This window comes from Rhodopseudomonas sp. G2_2311, assembly GCF_047501505.1.
Taxonomy (GTDB): domain Bacteria; phylum Pseudomonadota; class Alphaproteobacteria; order Rhizobiales; family Xanthobacteraceae; genus Rhodopseudomonas; species Rhodopseudomonas palustris_H.
Genome location: NZ_JAZDRK010000004.1, coordinates 348,109 through 365,719, shown reverse-complemented (window position 1 = coordinate 365,719; position 17,611 = coordinate 348,109). Strand labels below are relative to the sequence as shown.

The 17,611-nt window shown below is 63.4% G+C and carries 20 protein-coding genes; 12 read left to right on the top strand and 8 right to left on the bottom strand.

The annotated features are described in order from the left end of the window. Positions 1 to 2 precede the first annotated feature (2 nt). Together VRZ08_RS09460 and VRZ08_RS09455 are read left to right on the top strand one after the other, a co-directional pair. Entirely contained in the window at positions 3 to 782 is a 780-nt protein-coding gene (locus VRZ08_RS09460; protein ID WP_107345830.1) for an ABC transporter ATP-binding protein, read from the top strand. 11 nt (positions 783 to 793) lie between these two features. Beyond that, a complete protein-coding gene (locus VRZ08_RS09455) occupies positions 794 to 1,993 on the top strand; it encodes an ABC-type transport auxiliary lipoprotein family protein (RefSeq protein ID WP_414532382.1) in 1,200 nt (399 codons plus the stop codon). Here the strand turns inward: VRZ08_RS09455 and VRZ08_RS09450 are convergent. Continuing rightward, positions 1,953 to 2,273 (bottom strand): c-type cytochrome, encoded by a 321-nt coding sequence (locus VRZ08_RS09450; protein ID WP_107346722.1) that lies wholly within the window; start codon positions 2,271 to 2,273, stop codon positions 1,953 to 1,955. The two genes, VRZ08_RS09455 and VRZ08_RS09450, sit on opposite strands and share 41 nt — an antisense overlap. A 195-nt stretch (positions 2,274 to 2,468) precedes the next feature. Here VRZ08_RS09450 and aadR point away from each other — a divergent pair, with 195 nt between their 5' ends. Together aadR and VRZ08_RS09440 are read left to right on the top strand one after the other, a co-directional pair. Beyond that, on the top strand, positions 2,469 to 3,188 hold the full coding sequence (gene aadR, locus VRZ08_RS09445) for a transcriptional activatory protein AadR (protein ID WP_011159769.1): 720 nt from the start codon (positions 2,469 to 2,471) through the stop codon (positions 3,186 to 3,188). 52 nt (positions 3,189 to 3,240) lie between these two features. Further along, the gene (locus VRZ08_RS09440; protein ID WP_107356810.1) at positions 3,241 to 4,479 is read left to right on the top strand and encodes a cyclic nucleotide-gated ion channel; all 1,239 of its coding nucleotides are present in this window, start codon (positions 3,241 to 3,243) and stop codon (positions 4,477 to 4,479) included. A 14-nt stretch (positions 4,480 to 4,493) separates the two neighbouring features. On the opposite strand, the gene VRZ08_RS09435 is transcribed toward VRZ08_RS09440, so the two are convergent. Further along, a complete protein-coding gene (locus VRZ08_RS09435) occupies positions 4,494 to 4,820 on the bottom strand; it encodes a hypothetical protein (RefSeq protein WP_263989556.1) in 327 nt (108 codons plus the stop codon). A 131-nt stretch (positions 4,821 to 4,951) separates the two neighbouring features. Between VRZ08_RS09435 and VRZ08_RS09430 the strand changes: the two genes are divergently transcribed. After that, positions 4,952 to 7,063: a molybdopterin-containing oxidoreductase family protein gene (locus VRZ08_RS09430; protein ID WP_414532381.1), complete on the top strand. Its 2,112-nt coding sequence runs from the start codon at positions 4,952 to 4,954 to the stop codon at positions 7,061 to 7,063. Between the two features lie 68 nt (positions 7,064 to 7,131). On the opposite strand, the gene VRZ08_RS09425 is transcribed toward VRZ08_RS09430, so the two are convergent. Further along, positions 7,132 to 7,416 carry a hypothetical protein gene (locus VRZ08_RS09425; protein WP_011159765.1) on the bottom strand — a complete coding sequence of 95 codons (285 nt, stop codon included), beginning with the start codon at positions 7,414 to 7,416 and terminating at the stop codon, positions 7,132 to 7,134. 474 nt (positions 7,417 to 7,890) lie between these two features. Further along, positions 7,891 to 8,232 carry a hypothetical protein gene (locus VRZ08_RS09420; protein ID WP_414532380.1) on the bottom strand — a complete coding sequence of 114 codons (342 nt, stop codon included), beginning with the start codon at positions 8,230 to 8,232 and terminating at the stop codon, positions 7,891 to 7,893. A 570-nt stretch (positions 8,233 to 8,802) separates the two neighbouring features. On the opposite strand from VRZ08_RS09420, the gene ureG reads away from it, so the two are divergent. After that, on the top strand, positions 8,803 to 9,432 hold the full coding sequence (gene ureG, locus VRZ08_RS09415; protein ID WP_107345824.1) for an urease accessory protein UreG: 630 nt from the start codon (positions 8,803 to 8,805) through the stop codon (positions 9,430 to 9,432). A 237-nt stretch (positions 9,433 to 9,669) separates the two neighbouring features. Next, positions 9,670 to 11,343, top strand: coding sequence for an HWE histidine kinase domain-containing protein (locus tag VRZ08_RS09410; protein ID WP_414532379.1), 1,674 nt, complete (start codon positions 9,670 to 9,672; stop codon positions 11,341 to 11,343). Positions 11,344 to 11,506: 163 nt separating this feature from the next. Here the strand turns inward: VRZ08_RS09410 and VRZ08_RS09405 are convergent, their stop codons facing one another. Together VRZ08_RS09405 and VRZ08_RS09400 are read right to left on the bottom strand one after the other, a co-directional pair. After that, the gene (locus tag VRZ08_RS09405; protein WP_011159760.1) at positions 11,507 to 12,052 is read right to left on the bottom strand and encodes a sigma-70 family RNA polymerase sigma factor; all 546 of its coding nucleotides are present in this window, start codon (positions 12,050 to 12,052) and stop codon (positions 11,507 to 11,509) included. Then, the gene (locus VRZ08_RS09400) at positions 12,052 to 12,285 is read right to left on the bottom strand and encodes a NepR family anti-sigma factor (protein WP_199851764.1); all 234 of its coding nucleotides are present in this window, start codon (positions 12,283 to 12,285) and stop codon (positions 12,052 to 12,054) included. Before VRZ08_RS09400 ends, VRZ08_RS09405 begins: the two co-directional genes overlap by 1 nt. Positions 12,286 to 12,486: 201 nt before the next feature. Between VRZ08_RS09400 and VRZ08_RS09395 the strand changes: the two genes are divergently transcribed. Together VRZ08_RS09395 and VRZ08_RS09390 are read left to right on the top strand one after the other, a co-directional pair. After that, positions 12,487 to 13,293, top strand: coding sequence for a response regulator (locus VRZ08_RS09395; protein ID WP_107345822.1), 807 nt, complete (start codon positions 12,487 to 12,489; stop codon positions 13,291 to 13,293). 363 nt (positions 13,294 to 13,656) lie between these two features. Then, positions 13,657 to 14,055: a hypothetical protein gene (locus VRZ08_RS09390; protein ID WP_414532378.1), complete on the top strand. Its 399-nt coding sequence runs from the start codon at positions 13,657 to 13,659 to the stop codon at positions 14,053 to 14,055. Positions 14,056 to 14,155: 100 nt separating this feature from the next. Here VRZ08_RS09390 and VRZ08_RS09385 read toward each other — a convergent pair whose 3' ends face one another. After that, positions 14,156 to 15,250: an AI-2E family transporter gene (locus VRZ08_RS09385; protein WP_234822268.1), complete on the bottom strand. Its 1,095-nt coding sequence runs from the start codon at positions 15,248 to 15,250 to the stop codon at positions 14,156 to 14,158. Between the two features lie 239 nt (positions 15,251 to 15,489). Here VRZ08_RS09385 and VRZ08_RS09380 point away from each other — a divergent pair, with 239 nt between their 5' ends. From VRZ08_RS09380 to VRZ08_RS09370, 3 genes are all read left to right on the top strand, one after another. After that, positions 15,490 to 16,266 carry a L,D-transpeptidase gene (locus VRZ08_RS09380; RefSeq protein WP_414532377.1) on the top strand — a complete coding sequence of 259 codons (777 nt, stop codon included), beginning with the start codon at positions 15,490 to 15,492 and terminating at the stop codon, positions 16,264 to 16,266. Between the two features lie 21 nt (positions 16,267 to 16,287). After that, positions 16,288 to 16,953 carry a DUF2865 domain-containing protein gene (locus VRZ08_RS09375; RefSeq protein ID WP_414532376.1) on the top strand — a complete coding sequence of 222 codons (666 nt, stop codon included), beginning with the start codon at positions 16,288 to 16,290 and terminating at the stop codon, positions 16,951 to 16,953. Positions 16,954 to 17,096: 143 nt separating this feature from the next. Beyond that, entirely contained in the window at positions 17,097 to 17,258 is a 162-nt protein-coding gene (locus VRZ08_RS09370) for a Thivi_2564 family membrane protein (protein ID WP_199851763.1), read from the top strand. 137 nt (positions 17,259 to 17,395) lie between these two features. Here the strand turns inward: VRZ08_RS09370 and VRZ08_RS09365 are convergent, their stop codons facing one another. Then, on the bottom strand, positions 17,396 to 17,596 hold the full coding sequence (locus tag VRZ08_RS09365) for a CsbD family protein (protein ID WP_107345818.1): 201 nt from the start codon (positions 17,594 to 17,596) through the stop codon (positions 17,396 to 17,398). Positions 17,597 to 17,611: the final 15 nt, after the last annotated feature.

Sequence of the window (17,611 nt, the reverse complement as noted above, 5' to 3'; positions counted from 1 at the left end):
CGATGGACGCGCTCGCTCAACTCTACGCCATTCGCGTCGCCGACCTCGTGGTCGGGTTCGGCCGGCAGACCGTGCTCAATCATCTGTCGCTCGATGTCCGCCGTGGTGAAATCCTCGGACTGGTCGGCGCGTCGGGTGGTGGCAAGTCGGTGCTGATGCGCACCATCATCGGGCTGATCCCCAAGCAAAGCGGGCACATCGAAGTGATGGGCCACGATACCGAGCGCGGCTTCGGCCGGGCGCGTGGGGCGGTGGCGGCGACCTGGGGCATCTTGTTTCAGCAGGGCGCGCTGTTCTCCTCGCTCACCGCGCGGCAGAACGTGCAGTTCCCGCTGCGCGAGATGCTCGACATGTCGGAGAAGCTGCAGGACGAGATCGCCACCGCCAAACTGGAGATGGTCGGCATCGCACCAGACGATTGGGACAAGTACCCGTCGCAGCTGTCCGGCGGCATGACCAAGCGTGTGGCGCTGGCCCGTGCGCTGGCGCTCGATCCCTCGATCGTGTTTCTCGACGAACCCACCAGCGGCCTCGACCCGATCGCGGCCGGTGACTTTGATCAACTGATCAAGACCCTGCAAACCACGCTCGGGCTCACCGTGTTCATGGTGACCCACGATCTCGCCAGCCTCAACGTCGTCTGTGATCGCGTCGCGGCGCTGGCCGACGGCAAGATCGTGGCGGTGGGGCCGATGCGCGAATTGCTGCAATCCGAACATCCCTGGGTGCGGGCCTATTTCCACGGCAAGCGCTCGGCGATGCTCCAGCCCAGACAGGACTAGGACGCCACGCCATGGAAACTCGTGCTCCTTTCGTGATCGTCGGTGCGTTCGTACTCGCGGCGATCTTTGCGGTGTTCGGCTTCGTGTTCTGGCTGCACAACACTTCGGGCGTCGGTGCGCGCACCAGCTACCACGTCCAATTCCGTGACCCGGTGCCGGGGCTGCTGGTCGGTGCTGCCGTGCTGTTCAACGGCATCCGCGTCGGCGAGGTCACGGCGCTGTCGCTCGCCTCCGATGATCCGCGGCGGGTCGATGCGACCATCGCGGTGGCGCCGTCGACGCCGGTCCGTCCGGACACCAAGGTCGGCTTGGACTTCCAGGGCCTGACCGGCGTGCCGGTGGTGGCGCTCGAAGGCGGCAAGCAGCTCAGCGGCTCGGCGATCGCCACCACGCTGGTAGCCGAGCCGGGAGCCGGCATGAGTATGACCCAGGCTGCCCGCGAGGCGCTGCGCAAGGTCGATACCGTGCTCGGCGAAAACTCCGGTCCGCTGAAAGACACCATCGCCAACTTCAAGACGTTCTCGGAATGGCTGGCGGGGAAGACCGAGAAGCTGGACGGCATCCTCGGCGGCGTCGAGCGGATGACCGGCGCAAACGAACCGGTGGTGAAGAAGGTGGTGTACGACCTATCGGCCGCGACCGGCTTCCCGCCGCCATCGCCGCCTCTCAAGGCGCAGCTTACCATTCCGGAATCCAATACGGTGGTGCTGTTCGACAGCCAGAAGATGCTGCTGGCGCCCGGACTGGAAGTGCCGGCCTTTGCCGGCGCGCAGTGGAGCGACAGCCTCCCGAAGATGCTGCAGGAGAAGCTGATCCAGAGCTTCGAGAATTACGACATCGCGCACGCGCCGATGCGCCCGAACGACGCCGTGCAGCCGGACTATCAACTGCTGACCGACATCAGGAGTTTTCAGGTGATCGGTGAAGCGGATGCTCTTCGCGCCGAGATCGCGTTCAGCGCCAAGATCATCGACAAGGAAGGCAAGCTGGTTGCGGCCAAGCTGTTTCAGCAGGCGACGCCGCTCGACAAGCCTGAGCCGGCTGCGGCCGTCACCGCGTTCGATAAGTCATTCGATACCATTGCCAAGGAGCTGGTGCCGTGGGTTGCGCAGGCGCTCGCAACCGGTCATGCAGACGCCGAGCCGGCCTCGACGCCTCCCGGCAGGCCGACTACCGCTCCAAGGTCTTCAGGTACGACAAAAGGTCGTTGATCTGGTCTGGATCGAGTTCGAACGCCGGCATCCGCGGATGGCCGGTATAAATACCTTCGGCAAACGCCTCTGCCAGCGTCTCGACTGGATAGCGCGTGTGAAGCGTGCGGAACGGCGGAGCCTGTTCGAGCCGACTTTTACCGCTGCGGCCGATGGCGTGGCAGCGCGCGCAGTGTGATTTGGCGAAGCCGAGCCCGCGGCGCTCCGACGGAGTCGCGGCGGCCGCCGCTTGGCTGGCCACAATTAGCAGGATCGCCGTGCAGGCAAGTAGTCGTCCCATGAGCCGCCCGGTCGGTAAAAACAGGTCGCCAAACAACGACTTGCACGATGCATGACGGTCGTGTCATGACCTTGATCTGTGTCAAGCTGCCTTGACGAATTGCCGACATATTAACTCTTCTGGCGCAGAATGGGCGGTCAGTTGACGGCGATGCGCGCCAGGAGAGTTCAGTCTGGCGACCGCATGGAGTGATGGATGCCGCATCTCGCTTATCCGACGACGACTTGCGAGGGATTTCGCTGTGAGACGCACTGCGCGGTGCGTGGGCTGGCGATCTGTGGCGAACTCGGCCCTGCCGACCACGAAGAGTTCGAACGTCTCGCCCAGCATGTTCGTTACGGGCCGAAGGAAGCGCTGTTCTCCGAGGACGAAGTCGCTGATTCGGTTTACAGCCTGATCGAAGGGATCGCCCGCCTGTACAAGCTGCTGCCCGATGGCCGTCGCCAGATCATCGGCTTTGCGCTTCCCGGCGACTTCCTCGGAATGGCACCAGGTAACCGCTACTCCTTCTCGGCCGACTCGATCGGCGGCGTGACCGTCTGCAAGTTCTTCCGCGGTCCGTTCCTGCGCTTCATCGAAAATCGCCCGCAGATGCTGCTCCGCATGAACGACTTCGCCACCCGCGAACTCAGCCTCGCCCAGGATCAGATGCTGCTGCTCGGCCGCCGCTCCGCCGAGGAGAAGGTCGCTGCATTCCTGGTCGGTTGGCGCGATCGTCTGGCCCGGCTGGAAGGCGTCACCAAAACCGTCAGCCTGCCGATGGGCCGTCAGGACATCGCCGACTTTCTTGGCCTGACGATCGAAACCGTGAGCCGCACCTTCACCAAGTTGGAGCGGGAAAAACTGATCGTGATCGTGCCGGACGGGGTACGCGTGCTGGACCCGAAACGCTTCGACGCGCTCGCCGCGGCCTGAAACGCTTCACTTTCGGCCGCGCATCCGCCCGGAATCCCATCCGAGGCTACCGATGCGCGACGAAACGCCGGCCTATCTTCGAGCCCGGCATTACTTCTACGAAATTCTTGAATCCCAGGCGCAGACCTCGCGCATGGGCGTCGTCGTCAATCGCTTCATCGTCTTCTTCATCGTGCTCAGCGTCGGGATCACGGTGATGGAGTCGGTGCCGGCGATGCGCGACGACTACAGCCGGCTGTTCCAGGCGCTGGAGCTGCTGTGCCTAGTGGTGTTCTCGATCGAATATTACATCCGGATCTGGATCGCGCCGGAGCATCTGCCGTACCACCACATGAGCCCGCTGCGCGCTGCGTGGGCCTACATGATCAGCCCGCAGGGCATCGTCGATTGCATCTCGGTGATGCCACTCTGGATCGCGCTGTTCGGCCCGGACGACCTCAGGGTCTTGATCATCCTGCGAATGCTGCGGCTGCTGAAATTCGCCCGTTATTCGTCGGGCATGCGGTCGCTGCTGGAGGTGTTGGAGAGCGAGCGCCGGGCGTTGATGGCCTGCCTCGTGATCCTGGCCTGCGCCACTCTGGTCTCGGCGACCGCGATGCACATTGCCGAGGGCCATGTGCAGCCCGAGAAATTCGGCACCATTCCAGACGCGATGTGGTGGGCGATCGTGACGCTCAGTACGATCGGCTACGGCGACGTCGTGCCGGCGACCGGAGTCGGCCGGATGATCGCCGCCGCCACCATCATCTGCGGCCTGATCATGATCGCGTTGCCGGTCGGCATCGTCGCCAATGCGTTCTCCGAGGTGATCCACCGGCGGGATTTCATCGTGAATTGGAGCATGGTGGCGCGGGTGCCGCTGTTCTCCCATCTCACGGCGGGCGATATCGCGCACATCATGCAGCTACTGCAGGCGCGGCAGATCGAGCGGGGCGAAGTGGTGTTTCGCCGCGGTGAGCCCGCGACAGCGATGTACTTCATTGCCGAAGGTGACGTGGAGATCGAGCTGGGTCCCGAGGACAAGGGCCGCCGCATCCGGCTCGGCACCGGACACTTCTTCGGCGAAATAGCGGTGCTGAAGCGGGTCGAGCGCTCGGCGACCGTGAAGGCGGTGTCGCGAACGCGGCTGCTGGTCCTGGATGGCGCCGATCTACGTGCGTTGATTACCCGCGAGCCGAGCATTGCACGCAAGATCAACCAGATCGTCGAAGGTCGCACCGGCCGTAACCTCAACCTCGAGATCGCCGATCTCGAGGGACAGGCCGACGTGTCGGTGGAAGAGAACGTGTAAAGCGCTAAAGGCGCTTATTCCGCCGCCATCGCGTACAAGCCCGCGATCTTGATCGGGCGATGCTTGCTGCGGCGCTTCGGAAACTCGCTGGGGCGCGTCAGCGAGCGCTGGGCAGCCAGAAACGCCATCACTTTATTTCCGGCGTCAGCAAACGAGGCGCCGACCGGCAGGCCGAACTTGCGGCAATCTTCCGGCGATAGCGGCTGTTTGGCGTGGCGAAGCGCCATCGCCGGTCCCCACCACCAGCCCGGAGCCGGAGATCGGTCGTCCGCCGGAACGGCGCGCCAAGCCGCCATTTCCTGAGCCAACCGGTTGAATTCGATGTGCTGTGCCGGATGCATGTCGTACGTCCCTGTTGTGCCGGCATAACGGCCGAAAGCTCAAAAGGTTGCAGGTCGCCGGCGTCCGCCGCCGCACGCGCAATGGTCCGTTACCGTTCTCAGCCGGAAAAACTCGTGCTAACGATTCGCACATGAACCAGCGTGCTGCGATCGACATCCGCCATTCCACCTGTCCGCACGACTGCCCCTCGGCCTGCGCACTCGACGTCGAAGTGATCGACGGCTCGGCCATCGGCCGGCTCCGCGGCTCGAAGCGGCAGACCTACACGGCCGGCGTCGTCTGCGCCAAAGTCGCGCGCTACGCCGAGCGCATCCATCATCCCGACCGGCTGACCTATCCGATGCGCCGTAGCGGACCGAAGGGCTCCGGACAATTTGCGCGCATCTCCTGGGACGAGGCGCTGGACGAGATCGCAGCGCGGTTCAATGCCGCCGAGGCGGAGTTCGGCGCGGAGTCGGTGTGGCCCTATTACTATGCGGGCACCATGGGGCTGGTGATGCGGGACGGCATCAACCGGCTCGCCAACGTCAAAAAGTACTCGCGGTTTTACTCGACGATCTGCGCGAATGTCGCCTGGGCGGGCTTTGCGGCCGGTGTCGGCAAGGTCGCCGGCGTCGATCCGCGGGAAATGGCGAAGTCGGATCTGATCGTGATCTGGGGGACTAATCCAGTCTCGACCCAGGTCAACGTGATGACCCACGCTGCCCGAGCCCGCAAAGAGCGCGGCGCCAAGATCGCGGCCATCGATATCTACGATAACGAGACGATGCAGCAGGCCGATCTCCGGATCATTCTGCGTCCGGGGACCGACGGGGCCTTCGCCTGCGGCGTGATGCACGTGCTGTTTCGCGATGGTCTTGCGGATCGCGGCTATCTGGCCCGCTACACCGACTGTCCGGACGACCTCGAAGCGCATCTTAAGACGCGGACGCCAGCATGGGCCTCTGCGATCTGCGGCGTGCCGGAGGCGGAGATCGAAGCGTTTGCGCATGCGGTGGGCCACACCAAGCGCAGCTTCTTCCGGCTCGGCTATGGGTTTACCCGCAGCCGCAACGGCGCCGCGCAGATGCACGCTGCGCTGTGTATTCCGGCGGTGACGGGGGCGTGGCAGCACGAAGGCGGCGGCGCTTTCTTCAACAATGGCGCGATCTTCGGCTTCGACAAGACTCTGATCGAGGGGCTGGATCAGCTCGATCCGGCGACGCGGGTACTCGATCAGTCCAAGATCGGTCGCATCCTCACCGGTGATGCCGAGGCGCTGGATGGCGGCGCGCCGGTCAAGGCGATGCTGATCCAGAACACCAATCCGATGACCGTCGCGCCGGAGCAGGAGTTGGTCCGCGCCGGCTTCGCCCGCGAAGATCTGTTCGTTGCGGTGCATGAGCAGTTCATGACCGAGACCGCGCTGGTGGCCGATATCGTGTTGCCGGCGACGATGTTCTTGGAGCACGACGACCTGTATTACGGCGGCGGCCATCAGCACATCTCGGTCGGCGCCCGGCTGGTCGAACCTCCCGGCGAATGCCGCTCCAATCACGAGGTGCTTCAGGGGCTGGCGCAGCGGCTCGGCGTCGATCATCCGGCGTTCGCGATGACGCCGCGGGAGGTCATCGATACGACGCTGAAAGCCAGCGGCCATGGCGGCATCGAGCAGCTCGAGGCCGATCTTTGGCGCGATCTGCAGCCGGATTTCCGCGCCTCTCACTTCCTTGACGGTTTCGGGCATCCGGACGGCAAGTTTCACTTCCGGGTCGACTGGGGTAACGTCAACCTCGCGCGCAAACTGCGGCTGGGACCGTGGCAGGAGATGCCAAGCCTGCCGGATCACTGGGCGGTGACCGAACAGGCCGATGCGCAGCATCCGTTCCGGCTTGCTACGAGCCCGGCCCGGAGCTTCCTCAACACCACCTTCAACGAGACGCCATCGTCGCAGGCACGCGAAGGCGAGCCCAACGTGATGATGCACCCGGCCGATGCTGCCGAGTTCGGCGTCGGTGAGGGCGACCTGGTGATGCTGGGGAATGCCCGGGGAGAAACGATGCTGACGGTCAGGCTCAGCAGCGGACTGCGCCGCGGCGTCTTGATCGCCGAATCAGTGTTTCCGAACCGGGCTCATCGCGGCGGACGTGGAATTAACGTCCTGACCAGCGCAGAATCAATCGCGCCGCACGGCGGTGCGGCGTTTCACGATAATAAAGTCTGGATAAAGAAGGCTGATGCGCCACTCGCGAAGCGCGACTGAGGCCCGATTAATCCGGTCGTAACCGGAGGTCGGCAGTCGTTATCGCTTCGCGAGTTGCGCGTTCAGGCTCAGCGCTGGTGGCCGAGGCCGATACCGAGCTTCAGCGCCTTCTGGCGCAGCGAGCCGACGGTCCGATTGGTCAGACGGGCGATTTCCGCCACCGGAGTGCGCGCCTTCGAATGCGCCTTCAACTCCTTGATGTCTTCCTTGGTGTACTCGCGGCGAGTGATCTTGCCCTTCTTGGCGGCCTTGGCCTTGGTAGCGGTCTTCGCCGCGGCCTTGGTCACGACCTTCTTGGCCTTCTTCGACTTCGCTGCGGTCTTCGCAGTCTTTGCTTTCGCTTTCTTTGCCACGCGTAGGCTCCTTTAGTGAAGCGCCCTTCTACTACACCCATTCCGTGCCGACAATTCGGAAATTGAGAATTTCGAACTGATCGAGGCGGCTTCGGTTAGCATTAGTTTAAGTGTGTGTAGTTGGCAATTTGGCGAAATTAGGTACTCGCGCGTAGTGACTATCGCCGTTTTGTCGATGTCTTGGCTCGTTGACACCGGTCAAACTGCTGCAAATCACTACACCGGCCCGGTTCGTGCCGGGTTTTCTCGCAAAGTGGAAACTTGCCACGGAAGAGTGCAAATCGGTGCCCGTCAGCCGTGTATTTCCGAGGGGTGGTGCTGCTGATGGAGACGATTTGTCGCGAATAACGCGCTGGGACGCGGGCGCGCTTAGTGTGCGCGGGCTACGCAATCCATCCAACCAAAGGCGTATCGGGGGGGCGCCGGCGAGATATCAGCGCGACGAGAACAGTGGAATGCGATTGATCAGCGCGGCTATTTCGCGTTTGGCGCGAGTGCGGCGCGAGTGCGGGCGAGCGTGCGCTCGTAATAGTCCTCGCGCTCCTGCTTCAGGCTGATCTGCAGATTTCGGAAGGCTGCAATGCGTTTCGCGATCTCTTCGCGTTCTCGCGATGCAATCGTTTCAGGACGAGACACTTCAGCCTCGGAGTGTTGGGTTGCCGGAGGTATTTGCGCCCGTGAGTCGGTCTGGAACTCGGTATTTCCGTGATCACCGGTCGGAATGCCCGCTGCAGCCGCGTCCTCAGAGCCATTATCCCGGCTGCTGCTGTCGCTGAAATCAGCGGACTCGGAGTTTGGCAGTTGCGACGACGTCATTGCTCTTCCTAAAAGTCATCATTGGGAGCGCTGATCAGGGGCGTCAATCGAAATCGCCGCCAACGGGCTGCGGTGGTGGATAAATCGTACGGTTGGTTGCGCTGAAAGCGGTACTCGGTAGCCCAGCGCGAAAGTTGGAGAGGGCGCCCATAGCCGAGATCACTCTCGAGTCCCTGAGCATCGAAGAGCTGGCCGCCTTGCGGGACGAAGCGACCGATAAGCTCGCGAGAAGGTCGCCGCGCGCCAAGCCGAGCTCGCGATGCTGTCGCGCTACGGCCAGATCACCAAGAAGGGGCCGGCTGCCGAAGCCAAGCCCAAGAAGGAAGCCAAAGACGCGTGGCATTCGTCGAAAGATCAGTCGATGGCGGCGTAGGCAGTCCACTGTTGCGGCTTATTGGGCGCCGACGAAGGATGTAGGCGCTTGCTTCAGTTCAAACCGATGACAGCAGCGGCGCTGCTCACGGCTTGCAATCTCTTGCAGCATCGTTCTTATTTCCGGCTCGCGGCGTGGACGGATCGGTCTTTGCGCCGCGTGGCTGCTTTCCTCAGATCTCCTACCGGAAATCCAATATGTCGGATCATCACGGCCCTCTCCGCGTCGGCATCGGTGGCCCCGTGGGCTCGGGCAAGACGGCGCTGATGGACCTGCTCTGCAAGTCGATGCGCGAGCGCTATGACATCGCGGCGATCACCAACGACATTTACACCAAGTGGGACGCCGAATTCCTGGTGCGCTCCGGTTCGCTGACGCCGGACCGCATTGCCGGGGTGGAGACTGGTGGCTGCCCGCATACCGCGATCCGCGAGGACGCGTCGATGAATCTCGCCGCCGTGGCCGAGATGCGCAGCAAGTTTCCGGGGCTCGATCTGGTGCTGATCGAGTCCGGCGGCGACAACCTGGCCGCGACATTCTCGCCCGAACTCGCCGACATCACCATTTATGTGATCGACGTCGCCGCAGGAGACAAAATCCCCTCCAAAGGCGGCCCAGGTATCACCCGGTCCGACCTCCTGGTGATCAATAAGATCGATCTGGCGCCCTATGTCGGCGCGTCGCTGGAGAAGATGGATACCGATGCCAAGCGAATGCGCGGCGCGCGGCCGTTCGTCATGACCAATCTGAAGAAGAGCGACGGACTCGATCGCATTATCGGCTTTATTGAAGAGAAGGGCGGCCTGACGCCGCGGCAGTCGGCCTGAGCCCCAGCGCAGCCACCTGCGGTATTTCCGCGTGCGCTGCAGTACCAACTTCGTGATCGTTGGGACGGGAACGAAATCAGGCCGGGTGTGGTTGAACCGCTCTTGGAATTCGTGCCCCACCGACCGTCCTCCAGGATCGTTCAGTTGCGCTCAGGTCGACGCTTCTTCATGGTGGGGCCGGTTTCGATACGTTGAATAGGTGAGGCGGACGCTCCGCCTCGGACAACGAGTAAGAGCGTGGTTCGGCTTGGCTTCATCATCGGCTTGATCGCTATCATCGGGGTGGTGCTGTCAGGCTTTTCCGCATCCCGCGTCTATGAGCAGGAAGCGGCGATCCAGCGCATCGCGCTCGGACGGGCCATCGATGTTCATGCCAGTCAGGTTCAGGACCGCCTCACCGAGCGCGAACTGCTCGGCCGGGTCGCTTCAGGGCTGTTTCGCAAACCCTCGGTGATCAAGGCCGACATGCTGCAGCCGCTGCGGTCGTCGATCTACACCTTCAAGACCGATTTCGTGCTGGCGACCTGGGTGGCACGGCTGAAGCCCGAGGAAGTGCCGGCCGCCGAGGCTGAGCTGACCAAAGCGGGCTTTCCCGATCCGGCCGTGCGCGACTATGACGGCAAGCCGCTCGATCTGAGCAGCCCGGTGCCGCTCGACGTGGTGATGGATGTCGAGCCGCGAAACGCCGAGACCATGGCGCTGACCGGCCGGATGCTGGATCATGACCCGGTGCTCGGCCGCACCTTTGCGCAGGCGCTGGCCGAGGGCCAGCCGCACGTCTCCGACCCGGTGCCGCTGACGGGCAGCGGTCCGGTCGGTGTCGTTCTGGCGGCGCCGGTGATGAACACCGACAGTTCGGACATCGTCGGCTTCGTCACCTTCTCCTATAAGCTCGCCACGCTGATGCTCACCAACGACGATCTGTCGTTGTTCTCGGTGGTGCTGAAGGATCCGAGCCGCGAGGGTTATGAACTGCTCGCCGACGAAAGCGGCGAGATCACCTCGCGGGCGGCGCATCCGGAAGGGGCCAATCCGATCATCGTTCGCACCGTGACCTTCGGTAATCGGGACTGGTCGCTGGCCTATTACCCGAAGATCGATCCCTATGACCGCGCTCAGAAGATGGCGCTGATCATCGGGCTCGCTGGTCTGGCGCTGACGCTGATCGTCTGCGGGCTGTTCGGTTACGTCAGCTACAGCAACATCCGGCTGCGGCGCGAAATCCAGATGCGGATTGGTTTTGAGCGCCGGTTGACTGCGGTGATCGACGAGCTCAACCACCGGGTGAAGAACATCCTGGCGGTGATCCAGTCGATCGTGACCAGGACGCTGCGCCACGGCTCCGATCTCGACGTCGCGCGCGAGCTGCTGATCGGGCGGATTCATGCAATGTCCAACGTCGTGTCGCTGCTCAGCGACAGCCAGTGGCAGGGCGTGATGCTCAAGGGCCTGTTCGAAGGACGGGCAATCCCGCATGCCGACCGTATCGAGGTCGACGGTCCCGATATCGCGGTCAGCGCGCGGGCGGCACAGAGCCTGTCCCTGCTGTTCTTCGAGCTGGCGTCGCATTCCGATGAGGGCTTGGCCGTGGTCGGCAAGCACCCGCGGGTGGTTGCGAGCTGGACCGTCACCGGAGAAGCCAAGGACGCAACATTTCATTTCCGCTGGGAAGAGTTCAACACCAGCGCGGCGACCCGGCGCCCGGACAGCGAGTTCGGCATTATCCTGCTCGACCGCGTGGCGCCCGAAGCGCTCGGCGGCACGTCGAAGCGCTACTTCACCGACGTCAGCTACGTCTATGAGCTGACCGCGCCGCTCGATACAGTCGTGGACGTCAACGAGCGTGATCGCACCGGGCAGATCACCGCGCCGGTGCGCCCGATCCGTAAATCCCCGAAACAGCCGCGCTAGTTCGCACGCAAACAGCCGGATCTGGCCGATGCATGCTCGGCCAGATCTCGGTCTGTTCGCGAGGGGGAGCCCCGCTTGGATCGTGTCTTGGGGAGTGATACCGACGCCAGAGATCGCTCGATGCGTCGTTGGATCGAGCGATCCCCGCCGGGTCGGCGGTGGATCAGCCGTTGCCGCCAATCACGGCACGGACGGTGTCGTCGGGTCCGAAGTCTTCAGCACCGTCGACATAGAGCAGCGCACTGAGCTTGGATCTGGCCCGGTTGACGCGGCTCTTGATAGTGCCGACTGCACAACCGCAGATCGCCGCGGCGTCTTCGTAGGAAAACCCGGAGGCTCCAACCAGGATGAGCGCTTCACGCTGGTCCTGCGGCAGCTTGTCTAGCGCAGCGCGGAATTCCTCAAATTCCAAGTGTGCGGTCTGCCCCGGCTGCGACTTCAGGGTCTTGGCGTAGCTGCCATCGGCGTCTTCGACCTCCCGGCGCCGCTTGCGATAGTCGGAGCGGAACAGGTTGCGGAGGATCGTGAACAACCACGCGGGCAGGTTCGAGCCCGGCTGAAACGAGTCGATATTGGCGAGCGCTCGCAGCAGGGTTTCCTGGACCAAGTCGTCAGCACGATCGGCGTTGCCGCTCAGCGAGATCGCGAACGCACGCAGGCTCGGCACGGCGGCGAGAATGTCGTCACGAAGGGAATCGGTGAGAGGCATTAGTCCCTCCCTTCGGTCGCGGTCGAGTCCGAGGCATTGGCGGCTTCGGCCGCCTGCTGCGGATCGTCGAGCTTCTTGATCAGCTCCGCGAACCGATCAGGAACGCCTTGCCGGACCACGTCGTCGTACATCGCGCGCAATTGATGTCCGATCCGGGCCTGGATTTCGGCGTTGAGACCTCCCTTAGTGCCTGGAGCCGACTTCTTCATGGTTTGAGCCTTGAATTCTTGCATGACTGATCCAATGTTTTCCCCATGGTCAAGTCCCCTGAACTTCGAGGGTTTTCTTGATCTGTCGCCGTTCACGGGACCCTAATGCGATCCCGGCATGAAAGTTCCACACGGGAATGGAACTTTTGCCCCGCTCGGGCGTAGTTGCCCTCGCAGAGGTGCCGGCCCGCCGCTGGCGATGGCCGAATGACTGATGGAGTGGGGATGTCGAGATCACAGGTTGTTGCAGAGCATTTGCCCTTGCTGCGCCGCTATGCGCGCGCGCTGACCGGTAGCCAGACCTCCGGCGACGCTTACGTAGGCGCCATGCTGGAGGCGCTGCTCCAGGATCCGGCCCTGCTCGACGAGCGGCACGGTCCTCGTGCCGGTCTTTTCCGTTTGTTTACCCAAATTTGGAACTCGGTCGCCCTGAACGACGAATCCGACGTTCGGACACTGCCGATGCCGTCGGAGCGCCGCCTGTCGGCGATCACTCCGCTCCCCCGCCAAGCCTTTCTGCTGCTGTCGCTCGAGGGCTTCTCGGAAGAGGAAGTCGCCTTCGTACTGCAGGCCGAGGTCACCGAAGTCCGTCAGTTGGTCGAGACCGCCGGCAAGGAGATGGCCGAGGAGATCGCCACCGACGTCCTCATCATCGAGGACGAGACCTTCATCGCGATGGATCTCGAGAGCTTGGTCAAGGGCTTAGGCCATAACGTGATCGGTGTCGCCCGCACCCACGCCGACGCGATCGCGCTGGCACGGACCAAGAAGCCGGGCCTGATCCTGGCCGACATCCAGCTCGCCGACGGCAGCTCCGGCCTCGACGCGGTTAACGAACTGCTAAGGACCTTCGAAGTGCCGGTGGTGTTCATCACCGCCTATCCGGAGCGCTTCCTGACCGGCGAACGTCCGGAGCCGGCCTTCCTGATCTCCAAGCCGTTTCAGCCTGCGATGGTCTCGGCGGTCGCCAGCCAGGCGCTGTTCTTTCAGCGCAATTCGCGCAACCGTAAGCCCAACGCGGTCGCTTCCTGATCATTCCCTCATCGGCCGAATACGACGAACGCCGTCCGGCTCTGCCGGGCGGCGTTTTGCTTTGCTGCGAGTGACGTGCTGGAAGCTTGGGAATCAAACAGGGCGCGGCTGGCATCACACAGCCGCGCCCTGTATCGCCGGCTTCGGGGCAGGGGGACTTAACCGGCGCCGGGTGAACGCCGGTAGGTAAAAACCGTTCCGCGTCAACTGCTAAAAACGTTAACACGCTCTGTTGATCGATGGTTATCGAACCGCTTGGCCGCTCCCGCGATTAATCATTGTGTGCATCGCGAACGCGTAGTTGGCGGTGCCGCAACAGGGAAAAGCGGCATAACGCCAGCTACAACAAAGCGGCAAGATACCATGTCACAGATTGTGCGGGGAATTTTGGGCGCCATTGCTATCACCGGAACGCTTGGCGCGGCCCAACTGGCTGTCGGCGAAGACCTCGGTCACGCCGGACTGATGCAGCAGGCGTCAGTCGCCGCACCGGCACCCCAAGACGTCAACCGTTCGGGCAAAGCCGATCGTGCTGGTATCAGCGGCGATATGCAGCCCGGCCAGACTTTTGCCGTGACACTGATCGGCCAATCGGTTCTCGTCCGAATCCCCAAGGAGCAGGCCGATGGAGCAGCGGGTAGCGCGCCCGCAGCCACCACCAAGCCGGCGATCGCGCCGAAGCGGATCGTGGCCTGCGAGCCGGTGGTAAGTGTCCTCACCGAGGTTGCCAAGCAGCTCCAGCCCGGACGTTGCGTCGCGTAACGCTTTCATCAGACAACAGAACATACGACATCCGCCCCTGGGGCGGATGTTTTTGTTTAAGGCCTTCGCGGTGAGCGGGCGTTAGGCCGGCGCGCCGGCGTCAGTCGCCGCCGGGAAGCTGCGGGGCGTCCTCGGGCATCAGGTGCTCCTTGAGCACCAGCCCGACGATCAGCAGCGGGGAGGCCAGGAAGCTTCCCATCGGCCCCCACAGCCAGGTCCAGAACGCCAGGGTGATGAATACCGCCAGCGCGTTCAGCGACAGTCGCCGCCCGATGATCGTGGGCGTGATGAAGTGGCCTTCAAAGAAAGTGAGGAGGGTGAAGCCCAACGGGGCCAGCAGCCCGGCTCCCAGGGTCGGCATGCTGATGATGCCGACGACCGTGAGCACGACAAACATCACGAACGGCCCGATGATCGGGATGAAATTCAGCACCGCCGCCAGCGCCCCAAGGCCGGCCGGGTTCGGCATGCCGGCGGCGGCGCAGATCAGGCCAGTGGCGGCGCCGTAGCACAGGTTGATGACGGTGACGGTCAGCAGATAGGCGCCGAGGCTGCCTTCGATCTCGTTGAGGATCCGCAGCGTCCGCAGCCGGGCATCTCGGCCGGCGAAAACCATTACCAGCGATCGCCTGAGATCCTTCCAGCTCGCCACGAACAGCACCAGCATCACCAGAAACAGCAGGAGCTCGGTGAGGGTGGGCGAGAGGAATTCGAACACCCAGTCGATCTTCGGCATCTGCACCGAGCTCTGCGGCAGGCTTTCGGAGCCGCTCAGTGAGCTTTGGATCTGCCGCCACATCTGCAGCGGCCGATCGAGCACGTGCAGCTTTTCGCGCAGCAGGGAGCCGACCTCGGGAATCCGGCTGCTCCACTCGATCAGCGGTGCCGAGATCAGCCCGATCATGAAGGTGACTGTGCCGAGCCCCAGCGCCACGATCAGCACCGCGCTGACCGCGCGGGGAATCCGGAAGCGCTCCAGGAAGCTCGCCGCCGGCGACACCATGGTGCCGACCACGAAGGCGGTGACCATCGGCAAAAAGAACGGCTTTCCGACGTACAGCAAGCCGACCAGCAGGATCACCAGCAGGGCGACCAAAGCGAGCGCAACGACTTCGGTGCGCCGGATCAACGGCGGCCGCTCGTCCTTGCTGTCGGGAAGCGGCGTGCCGGCAGGCTCGGCGGGAAGTACGCGCAATGGACCACCCAGCGTCTGAGTAATGTGTGGAGACGTGGAAGTCGACGGCGAGCGGGCCGGATGACGGCGCAACCATCGAAGACTGCCGCTGCGTGCAACGACGATCGACCAAGAAGGTTCCGGGCTCGCTGCTGACGACTTCACGCATCGCTTGAATCAGATGCGGGAACGGACTGGAGCGCGACGGCGTTCTTTCGCCGACGCCGCACGGACGTCGCAACTAACAGCGGGGACTTTCCATGATCACCACGATGCTGTCTGCATGCGTCCCGCAGCGGCGACGCGCGTTCAATTCGGTGGCGGCGACCGGTGCCGTGCTTTTGCTCGCGCTGGCGCTGCCGGCGACTCCGGCTGCCGCCCAGGCGCTTGGCTATGCGGCGCAGCCGCCGCAGTTCGCCCCGTTCGAATCCGACGAGGCGATGGTCGTGCCGTCCGATCCGGCCGATAACGATGTTGCGGTCGACGCGAACGAGGACGCGCAGCTCCCTGACCGGCTGCGCCGGACGGTGGTGAGCTATCCGAGCAAGGAGCCGGCCGGCACCATCGTGATCGATACCTCGAACACCTATCTGTATTACGTGCTCGGCGGCGGTCGGGCGATCCGCTACGGCGTCGGCGTCGGCCGCGAAGGCTTCACTTGGGCCGGCGTCCAGACCATCACCCGCAAGGCCGAGTGGCCGGACTGGCGGCCGCCGGCGGAGATGATTGCGCGTCAGCCCTATCTGCCGCGCTTTATGGCCGGCGGCCCGGGCAACCCGCTCGGCGCGCGGGCGATGTATCTCGGCTCCACCGCGTACCGCATCCACGGAACCAATGATCCGTCGACGATTGGCAAGTTCGTCTCCTCGGGCTGCATCCGGCTGACCAATGAGGACGTCGAGGACCTGTTCAGCCGGACCGGGATCGGGACCCGCGTCGTGGTGCTGCCGAAGTCGGGATCGCATCCGATCGAAGCGCGCTCGACCCTGCGGCCCGGCCGGCAGGCCATGAACATCTCAGCCTCGTCGATCGACTAACGCCAGACAGCCGGAGACCTCATGCGCAAGCTCACCTCACGCCAGATCGGAATCGGTGCCGCGGCACTTGCGGCTGTGACCGTGGTGACGCCTCCGGCGCATGCGCAGGATTTCTTTCAGGCGCTGTTCGGCGGCTTCCAGGCGCCGCGCTACCAGCCGCGGATGCCGGCGCTGCCTTTTGCCGATGACGGCTATGGCCGGGACACGCGGGAGCGAATGTCGCGTTCGAGCGCACGCACCTATTCGACCGGAGGGCAGGCGTATTGCGTCCGAACCTGCGACGGCCGCTACTTCCCGATCTCGTCCAGCGGCGGCGACACCAAGGCCGAGACCTGCAACAGCTTCTGCCCGTCGAGCGACACCAAGGTCGTGTATGGCTCATCGATCGAGAACGCCCGCACGTCCAGCGGCAAGCCGTACTCCGAATTGCCGAACGCGTTTAAATTCCGCACCGAGATCGTCGCCGGCTGCACTTGCAACGGCAAAGACCAGTTCGGCCTCGCTAAGATCCCGATCGAGGACGATCCGACGGTGCGCAAGGGCGACATCATCGCCGGCAAGGACGGCCTGATGGTCGCGGCCCGTAATGCCTCCGGCAACGACGGCAAGGTGGCACTCGCTCCGGCCTCCGGCGCCGATCACGTCCGCGCCGGCTATTCCAAGGTCCCGGTGCTGGCTCAGGACTAATCCATCGGCTGCCAACAGTTTGGAAGCCGCGCGTCTGCCGCGCGGCATTTCTCATGGGAAGTTACGATAGTTCCGAACTTGGAACTGATCAGCGTCTTGGCGATTGATCCGGTGCGGCGCGGCCGCGGGTTGGAGCTAGGAAGATGAGCATTCTGATCGGAATTCTGATTACATTTCTCGTCGTCATATTGGTGCTGTATCTGATCAACATGCTGCCGATGGACGGCCGCGCCAAACAGATCGCACGGATCATCGTTATCATCATCGGCGTCGTATCGCTGTTGAAATATCTGGCGGTGTTCTAAGTCAGCAATCCGGCCGGGCAATCGCCCGGCCTTTTCGTTGGTCGCCGCAAAGCAGAGCCGCGTAAGTCATTCGATGTTGCCTACAGCAAAAAGCCCCGGCTCTCGCCGGGGCTTCGCATGTCGAGCTGTGATGTCGATCACTTCAGGGTCGAGAACCAGTCGTCGACGTCTTTGCGGACCTGGTCCTTGGCATAGCCGTAGCGCTCCTGCAGCTTGCCTTCGAGCTGGTCGCGGCGGCCCTCGATCACGTTGAGATCGTCGTCGGTGAGCTTGCCCCACTTCTCTTTGACGTTGCCCTTGAACTGCTTCCAGTTACCTTCAACGCGGTTCCAATCCATCCTGTCCTCCAGTGT

What these genes read in the sequence shown, in the direction of transcription:
- VRZ08_RS09460 (WP_107345830.1), top strand. Translation starts at nt 3, where the DNA reads ATGGACGCGCTCGCTCAACTCTACGCCATTCGCGTCGCCGACCTCGTG.
- VRZ08_RS09455 (WP_414532382.1), top strand. Translation starts at nt 794, where the DNA reads ATGGAAACTCGTGCTCCTTTCGTGATCGTCGGTGCGTTCGTACTCGCG.
- VRZ08_RS09450 (WP_107346722.1), bottom strand. Translation starts at nt 2,273, where the DNA reads ATGGGACGACTACTTGCCTGCACGGCGATCCTGCTAATTGTGGCCAGC.
- aadR (WP_011159769.1), top strand. Translation starts at nt 2,469, where the DNA reads ATGCCGCATCTCGCTTATCCGACGACGACTTGCGAGGGATTTCGCTGT.
- VRZ08_RS09440 (WP_107356810.1), top strand. Translation starts at nt 3,241, where the DNA reads ATGCGCGACGAAACGCCGGCCTATCTTCGAGCCCGGCATTACTTCTAC.
- VRZ08_RS09435 (WP_263989556.1), bottom strand. Translation starts at nt 4,820, where the DNA reads ATGCATCCGGCACAGCACATCGAATTCAACCGGTTGGCTCAGGAAATG.
- VRZ08_RS09430 (WP_414532381.1), top strand. Translation starts at nt 4,952, where the DNA reads ATGAACCAGCGTGCTGCGATCGACATCCGCCATTCCACCTGTCCGCAC.
- VRZ08_RS09420 (WP_414532380.1), bottom strand. Translation starts at nt 8,232, where the DNA reads ATGACGTCGTCGCAACTGCCAAACTCCGAGTCCGCTGATTTCAGCGAC.
- ureG (WP_107345824.1), top strand. Translation starts at nt 8,803, where the DNA reads ATGTCGGATCATCACGGCCCTCTCCGCGTCGGCATCGGTGGCCCCGTG.
- VRZ08_RS09405 (WP_011159760.1), bottom strand. Translation starts at nt 12,052, where the DNA reads ATGCCTCTCACCGATTCCCTTCGTGACGACATTCTCGCCGCCGTGCCG.
- VRZ08_RS09400 (WP_199851764.1), bottom strand. Translation starts at nt 12,285, where the DNA reads ATGCAAGAATTCAAGGCTCAAACCATGAAGAAGTCGGCTCCAGGCACT.
- VRZ08_RS09395 (WP_107345822.1), top strand. Translation starts at nt 12,487, where the DNA reads ATGTCGAGATCACAGGTTGTTGCAGAGCATTTGCCCTTGCTGCGCCGC.
- VRZ08_RS09390 (WP_414532378.1), top strand. Translation starts at nt 13,657, where the DNA reads ATGTCACAGATTGTGCGGGGAATTTTGGGCGCCATTGCTATCACCGGA.
- VRZ08_RS09380 (WP_414532377.1), top strand. Translation starts at nt 15,490, where the DNA reads ATGATCACCACGATGCTGTCTGCATGCGTCCCGCAGCGGCGACGCGCG.
- VRZ08_RS09375 (WP_414532376.1), top strand. Translation starts at nt 16,288, where the DNA reads ATGCGCAAGCTCACCTCACGCCAGATCGGAATCGGTGCCGCGGCACTT.
- VRZ08_RS09370 (WP_199851763.1), top strand. Translation starts at nt 17,097, where the DNA reads ATGAGCATTCTGATCGGAATTCTGATTACATTTCTCGTCGTCATATTG.
- VRZ08_RS09365 (WP_107345818.1), bottom strand. Translation starts at nt 17,596, where the DNA reads ATGGATTGGAACCGCGTTGAAGGTAACTGGAAGCAGTTCAAGGGCAAC.